We start from the raw sequence: 17,035 nt of genomic DNA on the forward strand, positions 1-17,035 counted from the left end.
CGTGACAGCACCGGTGACGTACCGGGACGTGGTGAAAAAGGCTTGACTGTTTGCCTGACTGGCATACCATTCAATACTGGTTATCCATCCAGCATTTACGATGACTGGAGCTAAGTGGATACCCCTTAATTTTATACAGTATTTGCAACTGAAGGGCGCTTTGTCGGCCCAGGGATTCGTGCGTCCCGGCTCGCGCCGTCGGGCTACCCGGGCACTGCCCCGAGCCAGGCGGAGCCCGTCTCGGCCGTTCGGCGGGAATCCCTGACGCCTCCGGCAGCCTGCGCTGCCTGCGCGCTGTGCTTGCCCTGGTACGCGCGAAGTGTGTGGGTGGGGCGTCTTGCTGTTCCCTTCACCGTAGCACGCCGTTCTCGGCGTCAAGGTCGGCGCGCCCTGCCCTGCGGTTGTGCGCTGGCGGCCTGCGGCCGTCTTCGAACCTTGACCCCTGCGCTGCGCCGTGCAGGTGCCGGTCTCGGGCAATCCCGCCCGATTCACGGAGCCGGCCATGGCACACGATCTCTTCTCCTTCGATCCTTCCGTTCTTCTAGTTCGCGACACAGCGGGTGACTACCGCCCGGCGCAGGCCGACGAGGTGCTGCGGGCGGCGCAACGCATCCTGCGACAACAACTGGGCGAGCGGGCACTGTTCGACTCACCGCAGGCGGTGCGGGAGTTCCTGAAAGTGAAGCTGGGTGCGCTGGAGCACGAGGTGTTCGCGGTCCTGATGCTGGATTCGCAAAACCGCCTGATCGAATACCTCGAACTGTTCCGGGGCTCGGTAAGCCAGACCTCGGTCTATCCGCGGGAGGTGGTCAAGGAGTGTCTGTCGCGGAACGCCGCCGCCCTGGTTCTGGTGCACAACCACCCCTCGGGGGTGGCGGAGCCGTCCCGGGCCGACGAGCACCTGACGCAGACGCTGAAGTCGGCTTTGTCGCTGGTGGACGTGCGGGTGCTGGACCACATGATCGTGGCAGGCGACCAAGTTCTTTCAATGGCCGAACGTGGCCTTGTTTGAACCGGGGGCATTGCCCCCTCTTTTGCTTCACCGAGGCATCGGAGTGACCTGGGGAGTTACAAACTGTAGAATCCGGCGAATTGCGCCGCGCCAGCCTAAAAGCAACAACGAATTGCCTTCACCTGAGCGACGGCGTCTAGGGAGGAGTGCTTTGACCATAGCTACTGGCGCGGCGGAAGTTCTGCTGGTCGCAAACAATCCGGGCCTCACTGAGACAGGGGGCGGTCACGGTGCTAAGGGCGTTGACTTTCAGCGATGGTGGGCCGTTCTCAGGCTGCTTGAACTGGAGCAGTCCAATGCCCCAGATTTCCTGCTTCTTTTCGAGGCTGTCCAGGACGTCACTGAGCTCGATTCCGTCAGCGCTCCAACCAAGGCTGCCATCTATCAGGTAAAGAAGAAGGACACGGGAACTTGGTCTTGGTCGGTGTTGACCGGCACCTCAGTACCGAAGCAACCGAAGGTCGCCAAGAAGACCAAAAGCGCTACCAGCGCCCCCGCCGCTCCGACACCTACCGCCCCCCCAAGCTTCGATAAAGTCGGCGAAAGCGTCCTCGGCAAGCTCCATCTGAGCTTGATGGCATTCGAGAAGTTGCCAGCGGAGGGGGTCTTCATCTCGAACGCTGGCTGCGACGTCCCACTCGCTTCCGGGGCAAACGCTGCGACTTCGCTACCTTGTTCCCTATCAGACTTGGCAGCTGACCATGCAAAGCTCCTAACCGACGCGCTCAACACTTTGGGCGCTGCTGGAGCTCCGATTCCAGATCTCAAGAGGGTGCGGCTCGCCCGTGTGGCCATTCATCCGGACGACCCCTCGGCGCCGGCGGTGTCGAAAGCGTTGGAACTGCTCACGCAACGCAGTCCTGGACATGCGGCACAGGCTCGAGCGTTCGTAGAGTCGCTGGTCATGAGGGTATCTGCGTTAGGTCGCCACACGGCGACGTGCGCGACGTTCGCTGACCTGGTTAAAGAACGTGGCTTTTCGAGGGCCGAGTTCCAATCAGCGCTCAGCTCACTTGCAACCATCCCCGACCGAAGCGCTCTCTTCGAGAGCTGGCTAACGAAGCTCCAACAGGAGGGCTATGACTTCAGAGCCCTTACGACGATGCGAATGGCCGCAGCCAGGGCTGCGGCGGAACGACTCACCGGTACATCGACTGAAGCCCAGGCAATTGACGCGTTCTGCGACGACTGGGCGCAGGCAAACGCGTGCGGATCAGATCTGAGGCCCTACGTCGATGCTGCTCTGGTCGCGATGAAGGCGCAATTCGGGCAGTACCGAGACGAAGAGCTTCTGGCGCGCTTTGTGATGAGGGCGGTGACGATATGAATGGACCCGAGCTGAGACTTCTCGTTCGTAGCCTGAGAACCAAGACCTATGCATCGCTTTCGATTTCAAAACATCTGGCTGCTCTCGCTGCAGGACAAGACGGCACGCCACGTGAAGTTCCACCCGAGGAAGAACCTCATCAGGGGGCGGAACCACATGGGCAAGACGACGCTGATTCGGAGTCTTTTTGAGACCCTGGGTGCTACTCCACAGGGGACTCTCGAATCATGGGATGAAGACGCCGTCTCACTCCTCGAATTCTCGTTTGACGGGAAGCACTTCTTCGTTCTCCACCAGAACGGCCGCCGAGCCTTGTTCAATGCCGACCGGGAGTTGGTTGCCACAACCGGAAAGTTCGCCGAATGGACGAAAATTTTCTGTGATGTCACAGATTTCAATCTAGTCTTCTCTGGCAAGAGCGAGTCGGACGTTGTTTCGGCTGACGCCGCGTGCTTTTTCTTGCCTTTCTACGTGAATCAAGACGGAAGCTGGCAATCTGAGTGGAACACATTCACTGGCCTCAAGCGCTTCACTGCGCCCTGGACAGCCATCCTCGAGTACTTCACAGGCGTTTGCCCGCCTGCGTACTACGAAGCGCGCGCAAAGAAAGGCCAGCAGTCCCGTCTCCTAGATGAGCACCGTCGAGAACTAAGGTTGCTGGGGCGAACATTGGACCGCTTCAGCCGCACTGTACCGGTGCATGGGCCGAAGCTGAGCGCTGCGAACTTCGAGGCTGAAATCGAGCAGCTGACCCGTGAGGTCACCGATCTCAACGCTCGCCAGGAGAAGCTCCGGAGTGACGCCGTTCGCGAACAGGAATTGCTAACCAGCCTGGACCACCAGACTCGCATGGCCGACGAGGCGCTGAAGGCATACAACAGTGACGCGGCATGGATTCGGACGGCGGGAAGTCAGCCACTCATTTGCCCCACTTGTCATGCAGAGCACGAAAAACCATTCCTGGACCTGTTGCGGTTTGCAGAGGATGCGCGTGTACTGCGCGAACTAGCAGCACGACTTCGCGACGACGCGGCCGTTGTCCGTGCTCGGTGCCAAAAGGCGTTAAGCGAACTGGCTACTCTCAACGAGAGCTACCTTCGGATCTCTCGGCTGCTTGACACCAGAAAGGGAGAGCTCAAGTTCCAAGACGTGGTTGGGGGTATCGGCGCCGAGGGCGCCCTGGCCGCCTTTGAGGCCGAACGCAAGCAGCTCCAAGGAGCCATTGACGAAGCTGTCTTGGCCGTCAATAAGCTGGATGAGACGATGAAGGAGTTGCGGGCTATCAAGCGGACGAAAGCGATTCTTTCCAATTTCAGAGACTTCTACGCTGCAGGCCGTGTTGCACTAAAGCTTCCTTCTATTGACGTATCCAAAATGAAGCTCGCGGGGCGGCCCGACCTCTCGGGAAGCGGAGGTCCACGCTCCATACTGGCCTACTACGCGGCAATTTGGCGCACGGCACACGGCTCCAACGCCACGTACGATATTCCAGTGGTCATCGACTCACCCAACCAGCAGGCGCAAGATGACATCAATCTTCCCGCAGTGCTTGAGTTCATCGCCAGGGACTTGCCAGACGATATCCAGCTCATCGTAGGCCTTGAGACGACCACAGAGTTTCCGTTCGACTACGAACTGCACCTCGAGAGGAAGTACTCTGTCCTGATTGAGGAAGAATGGGACGTCACCTACGGCACGGTTGAGCCCTTGCTTCAAGCGATGTATGCCAATTTGTTGGCTCACTCGGCCAAAGCGACACCGAAATCGCCTGCAAGCGGCATCTGATTTACCGAGGGATTCCTGCTGTGGACCCCGCGTGCATACGTGTAGCCGTAGCGTTGATTGCGACTGTCCAGAGCTCTACCCCCAGCGACGGCCACCTTGCCTTCAGCGCGTCGAGGCGGCAGCTCCACCTTGCCCCTTGTCGAGGCGCAGTGCGCACCTTTGACGCCTGCCAGCTTGCATTGCAGCGACTCCGCTTGCGCCCGTCGCGGTTATTTAAGTGGCTGTTCGCGAAGGACTCTGAGCAGCCCAGCGAGCCTAGTTGGGGCCGACTCTGCGGCCGCCGCGGACATACTGCCGGTTGGCCATCGGCAGGCTGTGTAGCTTCGCTGGCCGATAAGACTTGCTCCGAACCTCACGATTCCGAAATTCTTGTGTTGCTCGGATCAAGGCTGGCGGCAACGCCGAGAACCCATTCACGCCAAGCATCAAAGTCCTCACTGACCTTGCCGGATGCGTCTCGAAGCCCATCCAAGTGCGCCACATAGCTCAGGAGCAACTTTGACGAATGCCAGTTCTGTGCCTCACGCAGCAGCGCATCTCGCCGGGCTTTCTCCGCAGCATCTCTCCTCTGAACCTCTTCCCTGACCCGTTGCTCCTCTGCCCGGCGGCGAGCCGCTTCTTCTTGTTGCTCGCGCTGTCTCCCCCATCTCGCGACAGCTTCCAGCGAGCCACGGTGGCGGACTTCGGCAGCAGAAACAATCTCGGGCCACCTGGTCTCCAAAGTCGTCGTGGACGTGTCATTCAAAGTCGTCTCTCCAAGGCCCATCTGCTCGATGCTGAGGCTAAGGCGTCCTGTCGGAGCCAACGTCTTCACGTATTCCTTTTCACGCGTGTACGAGTTGATCCTGTCGAAACGGGTACCAGCGTCAAGTTTCTCGGTCAACCTGATGCTGATGTGTGCCTCACCTCGCTTGGCGATCAAGCGCTCCATCTGATCGGCGAACGTGAGCTGAAAGCCGGATTTTTCGAGCTCTGCGACCAGCGAACTCATCAAGCACAGTGCTCGCTTATAGGTCATGAGCGAGACCCGGATCGCAGTCTTTCTGTGGGTCGCCGCAAGGATCTGACCGCGGTCACAGAAGTGTTCCCAGCTGGAGAAAGGCGGTGCGACGCCGCGGTACTGTCGTCCTGGATGCGCCGCTTCCCATTCATGCTTCGCTTTTCGCTGAAGTGCTTCCACGGCCTCTTTTTCGTATTTTGGAAGCAAGGCTCGGATCAGAGGATGAAGTGGCAACGGCTGCATCGCATCAGATCGCTCAGATGGTGGCTGTGGCATTTCACTTCGATCTGATTCTGGATTCTGATCAAACGATGTCTCCCGGGAACGCTTCGCGCCCTTCCGATGCCGACGCTCAACAACCTCGTTCTCAACAACGGCGGCGTCGGGAGGAAGAGAAGGTCTGGGGACATTGTGGCCAGCAGCAAGCCTGGCCCAGTGGCCTCTCGCCGGTATCGGGATGCCCAGCTTTACGCACACCTGTCGAAGTCCTGGGCCTGACAGGCCGTAGCGCTTGCCGAGATGAATCATGGGGACAGACCAAACCTCGATGTAGAGCTGTTCCCGTTCAGGTATCGAACTCATCGCGCGCTCCAAAGGGTTCCATGCTTTCGCCAGCGTCGAACTTCATGATGCCATGTGCTTCCACCTGTCGAGTTTTCGCCGGGACCCCGGGAACGGGGAACGGCCGAATGTCAGCACCCACCCTGTCACGAGCTCTGCTGCTCCGTATAGGCGACGCAACACTGCTGTGGGCCATAGCCTGATGAAGGATGGGAGTGTTTGTCACGGGCATCAAGCCAGCTACGCTGGAGCACGCCTGGCTGGGTTGAAGGCGCGACGCATCCGAACGAGGATCGAGCGCTGTTCCTGTCACCCCGCTTTGACGCGGGGTTTCGGAGAGCGAACACGCGTCATCAACCCCTCGCCCAATTCCATGAACCACCAAGGCATCAGTGAAATCTCCTTTGAAGAAACCTACAGCGTGCCGCCGGAGCAGACCGCCCGGGCGCTGTTTTCTCGGCTCCCGCATGGGAGCGACTATGCGCAGAGGCTGATCGAATGCCTGGCGACCGGGTCTCTGGTCGCCGTCGTGGAATCCATCTGCATCCGTGAGATGCAGCAGCATGTGGATGCCGACTCGGAGGTCGTGGTGGGTCGGACCATCGAACTTGAGCACAAGGGGCCGATCCCGCCAGGATCCACCCTGAAGCTGCGGGGTTGGGTGGAGCGGCTGGGAGAACGGAGCGCGAAATTCCGCGTGCAGGCATCCGACGACCACGAGCTGGTTTGCGACGGATGCGTCATTCTGGTGGTGGCGCCACGAACCTCGATGGAGTCGCGCATTGCTGAAAAAGTGGTGGCGCTCGGGACGAAGTCCGATGTGGACCTCGTTGAGGACGTGCACGGGATGCGTGTCTCGCTGGATTCGGTGAGCCGCCTAGAACCCCAGATTCCCTGAACGCGCCCTGCCCCTCCAGGGAATCAGGGAAATGGGATTGGGCTGGCTTGCTGTTGCACCCAGCGTGCCACGCCGTTCTCGCCGTCAAGGTCGGCGCGCATCGGTGATGCGCTGGCGGCCTGGGCGGCCGTCTACGAACCTTGACCGCTGCGCTGCGGCGTGACCCAGAGGCTGCGGGCAATCCCGCCCGGCATTCCTTCTGGAGTTCACCATGAACGCACTCATCACCGACGAGCAGCGCGTGCTGCTGCTGGCCAATGGCCGCGAAACGCTGCAGAACCCTGACTTCGACCCGGCGCCCGTGGTCAAGCTGTTCACGCCCGACGCCGGCGCGACCTGGCTGCTGACCGAGATCGACCCGGACGACCGCGATCATGCTTTCGGTTTGTGCGACCTGGGTTTGGGTGCGCCCGAGCTGGGCTGGGTCAGTCTTCAGGAGCTGGCCACCGTGCGTGGTCGGCTCGGATTGCCGGTTGAGCGCGACCTGCACTTTCGCGCCGAAAAGCGCCTGAGCGCCTACGCGCGGGACGCGCGACTGGCCGGACGCATCGTCGTCTGACCAGCCGCCAGGGCGTTACAGACGCCCTGGTTTTCAGGGTTTCAGCAGATTCGGCAGGCAATCGGCGAACGCCGGCTGGATCTTGCTCATCGGCTGGACGATGGATTCGTCGCCGGTGAGCACAGCCATCGTCATGCCGGTCATGGTGCTCAGACCATTGGAGTTGCGCAGCACCTGCAGGGCCAGGTGCACGGGGAAACCATCGGCGCTGCGTCGCAGCGGGTGGATGCCGCCGTGCACGAAGGAGTTCATGGCGTTCCAGGACATGTCCTTGAACTGGGTCAGCATCCCGTGGGCCGCTGCGGGCACGCCCTGCCCCACCCGCTTGCCGATCTGATCGATCATTTCTTTTGCGCTGGGCAGGTTCTTGGCAGCCTGTTCGGTTTCGAGTGTGAGCGGAGCCGAGAGCTTCTCGATGGCCGTTTCGCTGGCGGCATAGATCAGCCACATGGCCTGAGTCAGGGCCTCAAACTGCAGGCGCATCAGGCTCACTGCCGAGGTCGGCAGACCCAGCGCCATCAGGGCGCAGCGCTGTCGCATGTTCCATGGCCACCACGCACATGCCCAGGGCTGCTTCGCCTCGCGGAGAACCATCGAACTCGGCGTCGTCGAGCAGCTCGGTCAGTCGCTCCATCAACGCATCGGAGCGGGTGAGCATCTGATCCAGTGGGTCGTCGGAGTGGGCGGTGTCTTTCTCAGGCATGCCGCCATCGTAGAGCCATCCCGGTCACCGGGCGTCTCGGCCATTGGGGGTTGGCCGGCCGCGCTGTCGTGCTGCGCATCGAGCCCACGGGCCCTGCGGCCCCGCCGTCTCGCCCCTGGCGGGCTTCCATCGTTCCCTTCCCTCCGGTCGGCTGACGCCTTCGGCCCGGCCTCTCGGCCGGTCCTGCGCGCTGCGCTTGCGTGGGGTCGGCGCCATCTGCGGCCAGAGGCCACTGGCGCCCTCTTCCCTCGTCCATCACCACTGGCGCGACCGTTGCCCGCCGCCCAGTGCCGTCAAGGCGCGCCAGGCCGTGTCCTCGGCTGCGCCTGCGGGCCGCACCAGCCCTGGCGCTTGCCTCCTTGACGGCACCGGACGGCGCGCTCCTTTGGTCGCGGGCGATGAACTCAGGAAAGACGGTGGCGAAGGGGCCGGCCCAGGTCTCTGCGTCCACCCCACCGGAAGACCCGAAGAGGGCTCCGAATCTAGGAATCCGGTGGGGGTTTTCAACAGCCAGCTTCATTTGGAGAAATGACCATGCAACTTGCTTCCCGTTTCGCACCGCGTTCACCGGTGCTGCGTTCCGAGTCCCCGCTGTCGGACGACCAGATCCGTGCCGTGGCCCCGTCCATCTTTGCCGAGGCGCCACATGGCAGCCGCTCCGAGCGCTACAGCTACATCCCCACCGCCACCGTGCTGCAGGAACTGCGCGGCGAGGGCTTCCAGCCCTTCATGGTGTGCCAGACCCGCGTGCGCCAGGACGACCGGCGCGAGTTCACCAAGCACCTGATCCGGCTTCGCCACGCCAGCCAGATCAACGGTCGCGAGGCCAACGAAATCATCCTGCTGAACTCGCACGACGGCACCAGCAGCTACCAGATGCTGGCCGGCATGCTCCGCTTCGTCTGCCAGAACGGTCTGGTGTGCGGCGACACCGTGGCCGACGTGCGCGTGCCGCACAAGGGCGATGTGGCCGCGCAGGTGATCGAGGGCGCCTACACGGTGCTGCAGGGCTTCGTGCAGGCGCAAGAGTCGCGCGAGGCCATGCAGGCCGTGGCGCTGGACACGGGCGAATCCGAGGTGTTCGCGCGCGCCGCGCTGGCCCTCAAGTACGACGACGCCGAGAAGGCACCGCCCGTCACCGAATCGCAAATCCTGATGCCACGTCGCCACGACGACGACCGGCGAGACCTGTGGAGCGTGTTCAACCGCACCCAGGAGAACCTGATCAAGGGCGGGCTGACCGGCCGAAGCGCCAACGGGCGCCGCCAGAGCACCCGCCCCGTGCAGGGCATCGACCAGAACCTGCGACTGAACCGCGCCCTGTGGCTGCTGGCCGATGGCCTGCGCCAGCTCAAGGGCTGATCCCCATTTCATCCCCCCGCGCGCCGCGTGGGGCTTGGCCCGACCGCCGCGCACCGCCCCGTTTTTCTCACGCACCCACCCACCGGAGTTTCACCATGTACGCACTCACCCATCCCGAAGCCCAGGCCCTGCACGCCATCCCCGCACCGCAGGTGCCCACCCTGCCCTCGCAGCAGATGCTGCTCGTGCCGCTGTCACGGCTGCTCCCGTCGCGCCGCAACGTGCGCAAGACGGCGGGTCCATGCATCGAAGCGCTGGCCGCCAGCATCGAGCGCGTGGGCCTGCTGCAGAACCTCACCGTCACCCTGGCATCGGACGGAGAGCACTACGAGGTTGTGGCCGGAGGCCGCCGCTTCGCCGCCCTCAAGCTGCTGGCCAAGAAGCGCCGCATCGCCAAGGATTGGGACGTTCCCTGCCTGCTGGTGGCCGACGGCAGTGCACGCACCGCCAGCCTGACCGAGAACGTGCAGCGCGAGGCCATGCACCCGGCCGACCAGTTCGAGGCCTTCGCCGCCCTGGTGACCGAAGGGCGCCCGGTGGAAGACATCGCGGCCGATTTCGGCGTCACGCCGCTGGTGGTGCAGCGCCGCCTCAAACTCGCCAATGTCTCGCCCCGCCTGATGGCCGACTACCGCACCGACGCCATCAGCCTGGACCAACTGATGGCGCTGGCCGTGACCGATGACCACGCGGCCCAGGAGGCCGCGTTCTATGAAGCACCCGAATGGCAGCGCAGCCCCGCAGCGCTGCGCCAGCGCCTGACCGAACGGGAAATCGGCGCTGGCCATGCGCTGGTGCGTTTCGTCGGCCTGGACGCCTACACCGCTGCCGGTGGTGGCGTCCGCCGCGACCTGTTCGCCGAAGACGAGGACACCGGCACCACCCTGACCGATGCCGCGCTGCTGGAGCGGCTGGTGCGCGAGAAGCTGGAGGCGATGGCCGAACCTGTGCGCGCCGAGGGCTGGGCCTGGGTGGAGGCGGTGCCGCACCTGAGCCCCGCCGAGCGGCAGGCGTTCCAGAACGCGCCGCGCACGCGCCGCGAACCCACGGCGCGCGAGGTGCGGCGCATGGAGGTGCTGCAAGGCCGCATCGCCCGCACCGATGCCGCGCTCGAAGAAGCCTACGACGCGGACGACGAGGACAAGACTGAAACCCTGCACCAGCGCCGCGAGGCGCTCGCGGCCGAACTGGAAGCCGTGCAGTCTCAACTGAGCGGCCACGCGCCCGAGGTCCGGGCCATGGCCGGGGCCATCGTCACGCTGGACCGCGAGGGGCGACCCCTGATTCACCGGGGGCTGTTGCGCGAAGCCGAAGCCAAGGCGCTTCGCGCACTGGACGTCGCGCGGCAGCGGGCCGCCAACGGTCAAACCCCTGGCGACGATGGCAGCGATTCGGACGGATCAAGCACGGGCGATGCGTCGAACGGCGCGGAACACCTGTCCGACCGGTTGGCGCAACGCCTGAGCGCCCACCGCACCGCAGCCCTGCAGATCGAACTGGCGCGCCAGCCGCAGGTGGCGCTGGCTGCGCTGGTGCACGCCCTGGTGCAGCAGGCCTTGCAAGGTAGCTATCGCAACGCCCTGCCCCTGGGTTTGTGCCTGAGCCTGCGTGATCGCCTGGAGGACCTGGCACCCGACTGGCCCGAATCACCCGCCGCGCTCGCGCTGCGCGAACTGCGGCAAACCTGGGCCGACCGTCTGCCGCAGGAACCGGGCGCGCTGTTCGCCGTGCTGCTGGACAAGTCCCAGGACGAACTGGTGCAACTGCTGTCGCTGTGCACCGCCCCAGCGGTGGACGTGGTGACGCCCCGCGCGACCGCCAGTCTGCCCGGCTCTGAACTGGCGCAGGCGCTGGGCCTGGACATGGCCGCTTGGTGGAAGCCCACGGCCGAGAGCTATTTCCAGCACGTGCCCAAGGCAGCCATCCTGAACGCGGTAGCGCAGTTCGCGCCGAATGAGGTGCCACGTCTGTCCAAGCTCAAGAAGGCCGAGATTGCGCAGGAGGCCGAGCGACTGGCCGAGGGCAGTGGCTGGATGCCCGCCGTGTTCGGCCGTGAGGCGCCAGCAGCAGCAGCAGCAGCAGTGGAGCGCACCGACGCCGAAACGTCCAACGATTGACGCGGGCAGTCGGCAAAGCACTGCAAGGCCCCGGCGCTTGCCGCCCGGGGCCTTGTTGTTTTTTGGCTTGACCTCGCGCAGCATGGGTTGAACGGGGCCTCAGAAAAACGCCACGCCGCCGCCTTCGATCAGGCGGCGGCGTGGCGGCACGCAAGCGCTTGCGCGGACGCTTCCGACCAACGTGGTCGGCATCAGCACGTAAAATGCCAACACAGCCGCGTCCCGCTGAACCTGCTGCCGGGTTAAACGACGTTTCTTGCTTCCCTTCTCTGATCGCAGACCGTGTCCATTCCTCCGGTCGGTGCGTAATCGGCAGTCATCGACCATGCACAAAGGAATTTGGCATGTCTGATTCGACATTCTTCGTCTCCGCTGCGGCCGTGCGCAATCTCAAGCACAGTGCCCAGAACCGCGTCAGCGGTGTCTCGTCTTCTCATCTCAGTGAAGCCCTCGCGTCGGCGCTCGGCTTCAAGACGCATGCGGCGCTGCGCGCTGCTCTCGCCGGTCGAACGACCGTCGAGGTGCCCAAGCCCAGCAATGCGCGCATGGTGCGGCGGCTCCAGGAGCTGGGCTACAACGCCACAGGGGATCTGCGTCTGGTCCCCGAGTTCGAGCACTCGTACTCGCCGTTCCACAACTTTCCTCTGAACAAGAAGCGAAGTGCACGCTGGACGGGCTGGCGCAACCTGATGGTCGCTGCCATCAATGCTGGGCTGGAACAGCGACTGTTCGGCCTGGAGCCCAGCGACAACTGGTGGCCCGGCGGCAACCCGCACAGCCAGCTTTGCAAGCGGCATATTTACCGATTCGACCTTGAGGGTGGCCATGCGGCCGTGGCCAGTGTGAATGCCATCAGCGGCGATGAGCTGTCGATCAATGTGGTGCTCGATCCGCGGCATGAGGGCATTGAGCCCGACCGATTCAACGGTTTGAGCGATGGCAACGCCCATGCTCACGCGTGGGTGGAGCGACGCCTCGGCGCCTGGATTCAGGACGGCGGCGAGGACTTTTCCTGCAAGCGAGCGGTCCAGCCCTGGCTGGCTCAACTAAAGATTGACCCTATGGGCTATTCGGACCAGGGTAGCTTCTTCATGTGACCTGGGCTGTGGCGCGTCTGGGTGGGCGTGTCGGCGCCCTGCGCCGCCAGGCTCTCGGGCTGCGCCCCGTGCCGTCATCGCCGTCACGGCCCTTCGGCTTCGATCCTTCACGCCTGCGCGCTGCGCTTGCCTTAGCGGGCCGGATGCGTTCGTGCTTCGACTCCGGCCCTGCATCACCCCGCCGTGCGAGCCGGGTACTACGCCTCAGCTCGCTGCGCTGGGTTGCCTGGTGTGCCCTCTTCCCCCACGCTGGCGGGCAGATCGGTGGGGGGTGTCGAAGACCGCAAGGTGCTGGCCCTGTCCTGGTGGACCTGGCAGGCGGCGCACGGTGCGAGGCGCCGGGTGGATGCCGCAAGGGCTTCTCGCGCTGTTGCGACTCTGACCGATGGCGCAAGGGTGGTGGCCGCAGAGGTCTCAACGCAGACATGGTGAACGTGCTCGGCCTTGAGGCCTTTCGGGAAAGGTGCATCCCAGGCGTCCTTGTCTTGTCGTGAATCCTGGCGGGGTCGCGGCTGCGCCTCGGGCTTGATGGCCGCAACCGTACGGCCCAAGAAATTTCCCCTCCGCTGCGCGGATTCCTCGCGAGGCAAATTTCCTGTGCCTGCCGGTCCTCCACGCTGTTGCGGCCCCTTCGCTGCGCTGCGGGGTGCGGCCCGCCCGTCCCCCGCCTGACGGATCACAACAAGGACGCGATGGGCGCGACCTTGGCACCCCGAAAGGAAATCACCATGGCCAACATCGGCACCTTCACCACTCAGAACGACGGCTTCATCGGCACCGTTCGGACCCTGACGCTCAACGTCAAGGTCAAGTTCGTGCGCAACGACAAGGGCAGCGAGAACGCCCCCGACTACCGCATCCAGGCCGGCACCGGCTACGACATCGGCGCCGCCTGGAAGAAGGTCAGCCAGTCCGAACGCCCCTACCTCTCGGTGACGCTGGACGACCCCTCGTTCTCGGCGACCATCTACGCCCGCCTGATCGAGGAGGAAGACGGCACGCACAACCTGATCTGGTCGCGCAGCAAGCCCACGGCCTGACGGCCACGCCGATCCCGCCATCCGGCGGGATCGATGCTGCAGGCCAAGCCTGCAGTCTCAGGCCGCAGTCGAACCCAGTTGGGCTTCGGTCGCGGCCATCAGGTCGGTCGCACCGCATTCCAGCGCTGCCGCGATCTTGAAGATCAGCGGCAGCGAGGGAATGTGCTCGCCGCGCTCGATCTTGCCCATGTGCGAGCGCTCGATGCCCGCGCGGTGCGCCAGCGCCTCCTGGGCCATGCCCTGCCCCGAGCGCAGCGCGCGCACCGCCGCGCCGAAGGCTTGCGCCAGTTCGGCATCGAAGGTGGTGGCGCCAGCCGGACGGCCGGCCTGAATGGGACGCTTCTGCATGGACAGAAGCGTCCTGTCGAGAGACAATTAAAACCACGTTATCTTTAACTCATGAGCGATTTGCCCTGCCGATTTGGTGAATCCACTCATGGGCGTTTCCGTGCTTTTTCGTAACAATCGTGTACCCACGTAAAAACTCAAAGCCACATTGGCTCATTCGAGCATTCACGCCATGCCGACTTTCAGCCTTCATGCAAGGGTGTTTTTCTGCAGAAGCGACTCTGCGCCTTTGCGGGGAAGCACGAAGGCGGCTTTGTGATTTGGTGCTTGTGATGCAACGCGTGTTTCCGCCCGGCACCACGCACTCTGACCATGCCGGCTGAACCTCTCATCACCGACGAACAGCGTGCGCAGCTGCTGGCCAACGGCCATGCCCGCGCCACTGACGCGCAGACCGACCTATGGCCAGTGGTGCGCCTGTTCACACCAGACGCTCACGCGACCTGGCTGCTCGCCGCCCTGAACCCCGCAGACGGCGACACCGCCTGGGGCCTGTGCGACGTGGGGATCGGCATGCCCGAGTTGGGCACCATCAGGCTGTCGGACCTCGCAGCCATCCTCGGTCCCGACCAGCTACCGGTGCGGCGCGACCTGCACTTTCACGCCATGCGACCGATGTCGGAGTACCTGCGGCTGGCACAGGACAACGGCTCGATCACGGACTGAGCGCTCCGCGCCACCACACGTCAGACCGGGACGGTCTGGATGTCACCAACACGCGTTCGCCGTCACCATTCAGACCCAAACGGTCATGACGAACGCGCTGTACCACGCCATGGTCGGCCTTGCCACGATGGCATTGAGGCCACGTCGCAGTCGCCTCGTCTGCGCTAACCGCGAGCCCGGAAACCATCGGATGCGACGTCACCGCCCTGCCCCCAACTGGATCGCTGACCGATGACCACGTAGCCGCTGCCGACCGATGCGACGTTCCCGCACGAGAACAGGGAGTTCGCACCATGGCAGACCTTGTCGACGGCCAGCCACAAGCCGCCCAACCGCCGCGCTGGCACGCCAGCGCGGCATACCTCTACGCGCTGCACCTCGACGGGCCGACACTGGCCTGGGAGTACCTGCGACGCCACCCCGGCTACCGCCTGGCCTGGCAATTGCAGGCAACCGACGCCGGCGCAGCGCGGCCCTGGGGCCTGTGCACGCTGGAGGACCCGACGCTGGATGCGCGTGATGCGCTGCCTCACTGGCTCAACTCCCGTACTCATGCCATCCGCGTGGTGCCCGACGATAACGCGGAGTCCGATGGCGCCCCCTTCGAGTTCTGGCGCCTGCCCGGCCGCAAGGCCTTGCAACACGACGGCCAGGGCCTCGTGCTCGCCGCGCGCTGGCCGGGTTGCTGTGCACGCCTGGTGCTGGCGCCTGAGCTGCAAGAAGGTATGCCGCACGCCTTTGCCATGCGCGCCTGCCGAGAGCCCTACTCGCGCTACCGCGACATGGCGACCGATCTGGATCGACTGACCGCCACCAGCCGCTGTGAGCCTTCGGCCGTAGCGCGTCCACGGCCCAGTCCCGGTGCCATGCAGGCCTTGCACACCCTTCAGGCCCTGGACGCGACACAGGCAGGCGCCTCGCTGCGCGAAGTCGCCGAGGGCCTGTTCGGCGCGAAGGAGATGGCGGCCAACTGGCACGCCGACAGCGCCCTGCGCGCCCGCGTGCGCCGCCTGGTGCAGCGTGGCCGCACGCTGGTGAACGGAGGCTACCGCGAGCTGGCCGGGCTCGGTCCGCTGACCGCAACCCGGCAGGGACGAAACCGCCCCACCCCAGATCGACCCTGAGCAGAACGCCCGCATTTCCTGAGACTGCCTCCACCCGGCTGCAACCCCGCAGCCGGGCATTCCTGATCGATGGAGGCGCCTCTCATGCGACCCGCTCCCCTGCGGCCTGCTGCCGTACCCGCTCACCCGCCGCAAGGCACCGCGCAGGCGGCTGTGAAGCCGCAGCCGCCGCGCTACCTCACCAACGACGAGGCTGCTGACTATCTGCGCCTGTCCCCACGCACCCTGGAAAAGCAGCGCGTCATCGGCGGCGGCCCACGTTTCCGGAAGTTCGGCCGGCGTGTCATGTACGCCGTCACCGACCTCGACACCTGGGCCGACCAGCGAAGCTTCGAGGCCACGTCCGACCCTGAGTACGCCGAGCACCACTCGGCCGACAGCCGTGCGCGCTGAGGGGCGCTGCGCGCCCTCTTCGCCGCCTGTTGCTGATGTCTTTTCCTGCACCGCGCTCCCTGCGCCCGGCCGAACAGCTCGACCTGTTCCGCGCGCTGCCGGGCGACATGGCGCCGCGCGACAGCCAGGACCTGATGGCCTACCCCTTCTTCTCGTTGGCCAAATCGCGGCGCACCAAGCCCATCGACTTTCGCAGCGGCAACGTCGCTATCCGGGTGGAAGGCACACAGGAACACGGCATCGCCACCATCTGGGATGCCGACATCCTCATCTGGGCGGCCAGCCAGATCGTGGAGGCGCGCGATGCCGGCATCACCACTTCGCGGCTGATGCGCGCCCGGCCCTACGAAATCCTGCGCTTCATCGGGCGCGGGGTCTCGCTGCGCGACTACCAGCGCCTCAAGGCTGCGCTGGATCGCCTGCAGTCCACCACCGTGGCCACATCCATCCGCGAGACCACCGGCCGGCGCCTGCACCGCTTTTCGTGGATCAACGAATGGAAGGAACTGGCCGACGCCCGCGGCACGCCGCTGGGCATCGAGCTGATTCTGCCGGACTGGTTCTACGCGGGCGTTCTGGACGCTGCTTTGGTTCTCACCATCGACCCGGACTATTTCGACCTCACCGGCGGCATCGAGCGCTGGCTCTACCGCCTGGTGCGCAAACACGGCGGGCACCAGCCCGGCGGCTGGCAGTTCGACTTCAAGCACCTGCACCGCAAGTCCGGCAGCACCGCCAAACCGCACGACTTCGCCTGCGACCTGCGCGCCCTGGTGGCGCGGCAGTCCATGCCAGGCTACCGCCTGGGCATCGTGCGCATGCCGGGAACTGGTGCAGAGGTGTTGACCTTTCGGCCAGTGCCACCCGCGGCACGGGGATAAGCGGTTCATGGCCTGTGGACGGGCTCGTGCCATCGGGCGTGTCCCGCCTCGTGCTATCCGGCGTGCATCCATCGTGCCATCAGGCGTGCCGATCGGCCGCCAGCCCAATGGCGGCGCGGGTTGTCGTCGGCCGTAACGTACCTAACCCAATTCATCTAACTG

At 64.5% G+C, this 17,035-nt stretch carries 17 protein-coding genes; 13 read left to right on the plus strand and 4 right to left on the minus strand.

What is annotated here, in order from left to right:
• Window positions 1-502: 502 nt before the first annotated feature.
• The 3 genes from radC to AC0GNO_RS22395 all read left to right on the plus strand — a co-directional run bounded on the left by radC (window position 503) and on the right by AC0GNO_RS22395 (window position 4,124).
• Window positions 503-1,012 (plus strand): RadC family protein, encoded by a 510-nt coding sequence (radC, locus tag AC0GNO_RS22385; RefSeq protein WP_472905571.1) that lies wholly within the window; start codon window positions 503-505, stop codon window positions 1,010-1,012.
• Window positions 1,013-1,163: 151 nt separating this feature from the next.
• Window positions 1,164-2,339, plus strand: coding sequence for a dsDNA nuclease domain-containing protein (locus tag AC0GNO_RS22390; RefSeq protein WP_472905572.1), 1,176 nt, complete (start codon window positions 1,164-1,166; stop codon window positions 2,337-2,339).
• Window positions 2,340-2,387: 48 nt separating this feature from the next.
• Window positions 2,388-4,124, plus strand: coding sequence for a hypothetical protein (locus AC0GNO_RS22395; protein ID WP_472905573.1), 1,737 nt, complete (start codon window positions 2,388-2,390; stop codon window positions 4,122-4,124).
• A gap of 352 nt (window positions 4,125-4,476) precedes the next feature.
• Here AC0GNO_RS22395 and AC0GNO_RS22400 read toward each other — a convergent pair whose 3' ends face one another.
• A complete protein-coding gene (locus tag AC0GNO_RS22400) occupies window positions 4,477-5,706 on the minus strand; it encodes a hypothetical protein (RefSeq protein ID WP_472905574.1) in 1,230 nt (409 codons plus the stop codon).
• A gap of 352 nt (window positions 5,707-6,058) precedes the next feature.
• Here AC0GNO_RS22400 and AC0GNO_RS22405 point away from each other — a divergent pair, with 352 nt between their 5' ends.
• Entirely contained in the window at window positions 6,059-6,583 is a 525-nt protein-coding gene (locus tag AC0GNO_RS22405) for a thioesterase family protein (RefSeq protein ID WP_472905575.1), read from the plus strand.
• A gap of 211 nt (window positions 6,584-6,794) precedes the next feature.
• On the plus strand, window positions 6,795-7,142 hold the full coding sequence (locus AC0GNO_RS22410; RefSeq protein ID WP_472905576.1) for a DUF2958 domain-containing protein: 348 nt from the start codon (window positions 6,795-6,797) through the stop codon (window positions 7,140-7,142).
• Window positions 7,143-7,175: 33 nt separating this feature from the next.
• Here the strand turns inward: AC0GNO_RS22410 and AC0GNO_RS22415 are convergent, their stop codons facing one another.
• On the minus strand, window positions 7,176-7,682 hold the full coding sequence (locus tag AC0GNO_RS22415; RefSeq protein ID WP_472905577.1) for a DUF6988 family protein: 507 nt from the start codon (window positions 7,680-7,682) through the stop codon (window positions 7,176-7,178).
• Window positions 7,609-7,845 (minus strand): hypothetical protein, encoded by a 237-nt coding sequence (locus tag AC0GNO_RS22420; RefSeq protein ID WP_472905578.1) that lies wholly within the window; start codon window positions 7,843-7,845, stop codon window positions 7,609-7,611. The genes AC0GNO_RS22415 and AC0GNO_RS22420 overlap by 74 nt, the downstream gene beginning before the upstream one ends.
• A 534-nt stretch (window positions 7,846-8,379) precedes the next feature.
• Here AC0GNO_RS22420 and AC0GNO_RS22425 point away from each other — a divergent pair.
• From AC0GNO_RS22425 to AC0GNO_RS22440, 4 genes are all read left to right on the plus strand, one after another.
• Window positions 8,380-9,207 carry a DUF932 domain-containing protein gene (locus tag AC0GNO_RS22425; protein WP_472905579.1) on the plus strand — a complete coding sequence of 276 codons (828 nt, stop codon included), beginning with the start codon at window positions 8,380-8,382 and terminating at the stop codon, window positions 9,205-9,207.
• Between the two features lie 95 nt (window positions 9,208-9,302).
• Window positions 9,303-11,324 (plus strand): ParB N-terminal domain-containing protein, encoded by a 2,022-nt coding sequence (locus tag AC0GNO_RS22430; RefSeq protein ID WP_472905580.1) that lies wholly within the window; start codon window positions 9,303-9,305, stop codon window positions 11,322-11,324.
• 344 nt (window positions 11,325-11,668) lie between these two features.
• Entirely contained in the window at window positions 11,669-12,421 is a 753-nt protein-coding gene (locus AC0GNO_RS22435; RefSeq protein ID WP_472905581.1) for a hypothetical protein, read from the plus strand.
• A 728-nt stretch (window positions 12,422-13,149) separates the two neighbouring features.
• Entirely contained in the window at window positions 13,150-13,461 is a 312-nt protein-coding gene (locus AC0GNO_RS22440) for a DUF736 domain-containing protein (protein WP_472905582.1), read from the plus strand.
• A gap of 57 nt (window positions 13,462-13,518) precedes the next feature.
• Here AC0GNO_RS22440 and AC0GNO_RS22445 read toward each other — a convergent pair whose 3' ends face one another.
• Entirely contained in the window at window positions 13,519-13,809 is a 291-nt protein-coding gene (locus AC0GNO_RS22445) for a helix-turn-helix domain-containing protein (RefSeq protein ID WP_291096890.1), read from the minus strand.
• Between the two features lie 312 nt (window positions 13,810-14,121).
• On the opposite strand from AC0GNO_RS22445, the gene AC0GNO_RS22450 reads away from it, so the two are divergent.
• From AC0GNO_RS22450 to AC0GNO_RS22465, 4 genes are all read left to right on the plus strand, one after another.
• On the plus strand, window positions 14,122-14,475 hold the full coding sequence (locus AC0GNO_RS22450; RefSeq protein WP_472905583.1) for a DUF2958 domain-containing protein: 354 nt from the start codon (window positions 14,122-14,124) through the stop codon (window positions 14,473-14,475).
• A gap of 293 nt (window positions 14,476-14,768) precedes the next feature.
• Window positions 14,769-15,599 (plus strand): DNA -binding domain-containing protein, encoded by an 831-nt coding sequence (locus AC0GNO_RS22455; RefSeq protein ID WP_472905584.1) that lies wholly within the window; start codon window positions 14,769-14,771, stop codon window positions 15,597-15,599.
• Between the two features lie 84 nt (window positions 15,600-15,683).
• Window positions 15,684-15,992 carry a helix-turn-helix domain-containing protein gene (locus tag AC0GNO_RS22460; protein WP_472905585.1) on the plus strand — a complete coding sequence of 103 codons (309 nt, stop codon included), beginning with the start codon at window positions 15,684-15,686 and terminating at the stop codon, window positions 15,990-15,992.
• A gap of 35 nt (window positions 15,993-16,027) precedes the next feature.
• On the plus strand, window positions 16,028-16,873 hold the full coding sequence (locus tag AC0GNO_RS22465) for a replication initiator protein A (protein WP_472905586.1): 846 nt from the start codon (window positions 16,028-16,030) through the stop codon (window positions 16,871-16,873).
• Window positions 16,874-17,035: the final 162 nt, after the last annotated feature.

The sequence above is a fragment of the Hydrogenophaga sp. L310 genome (genome assembly GCF_055703065.1).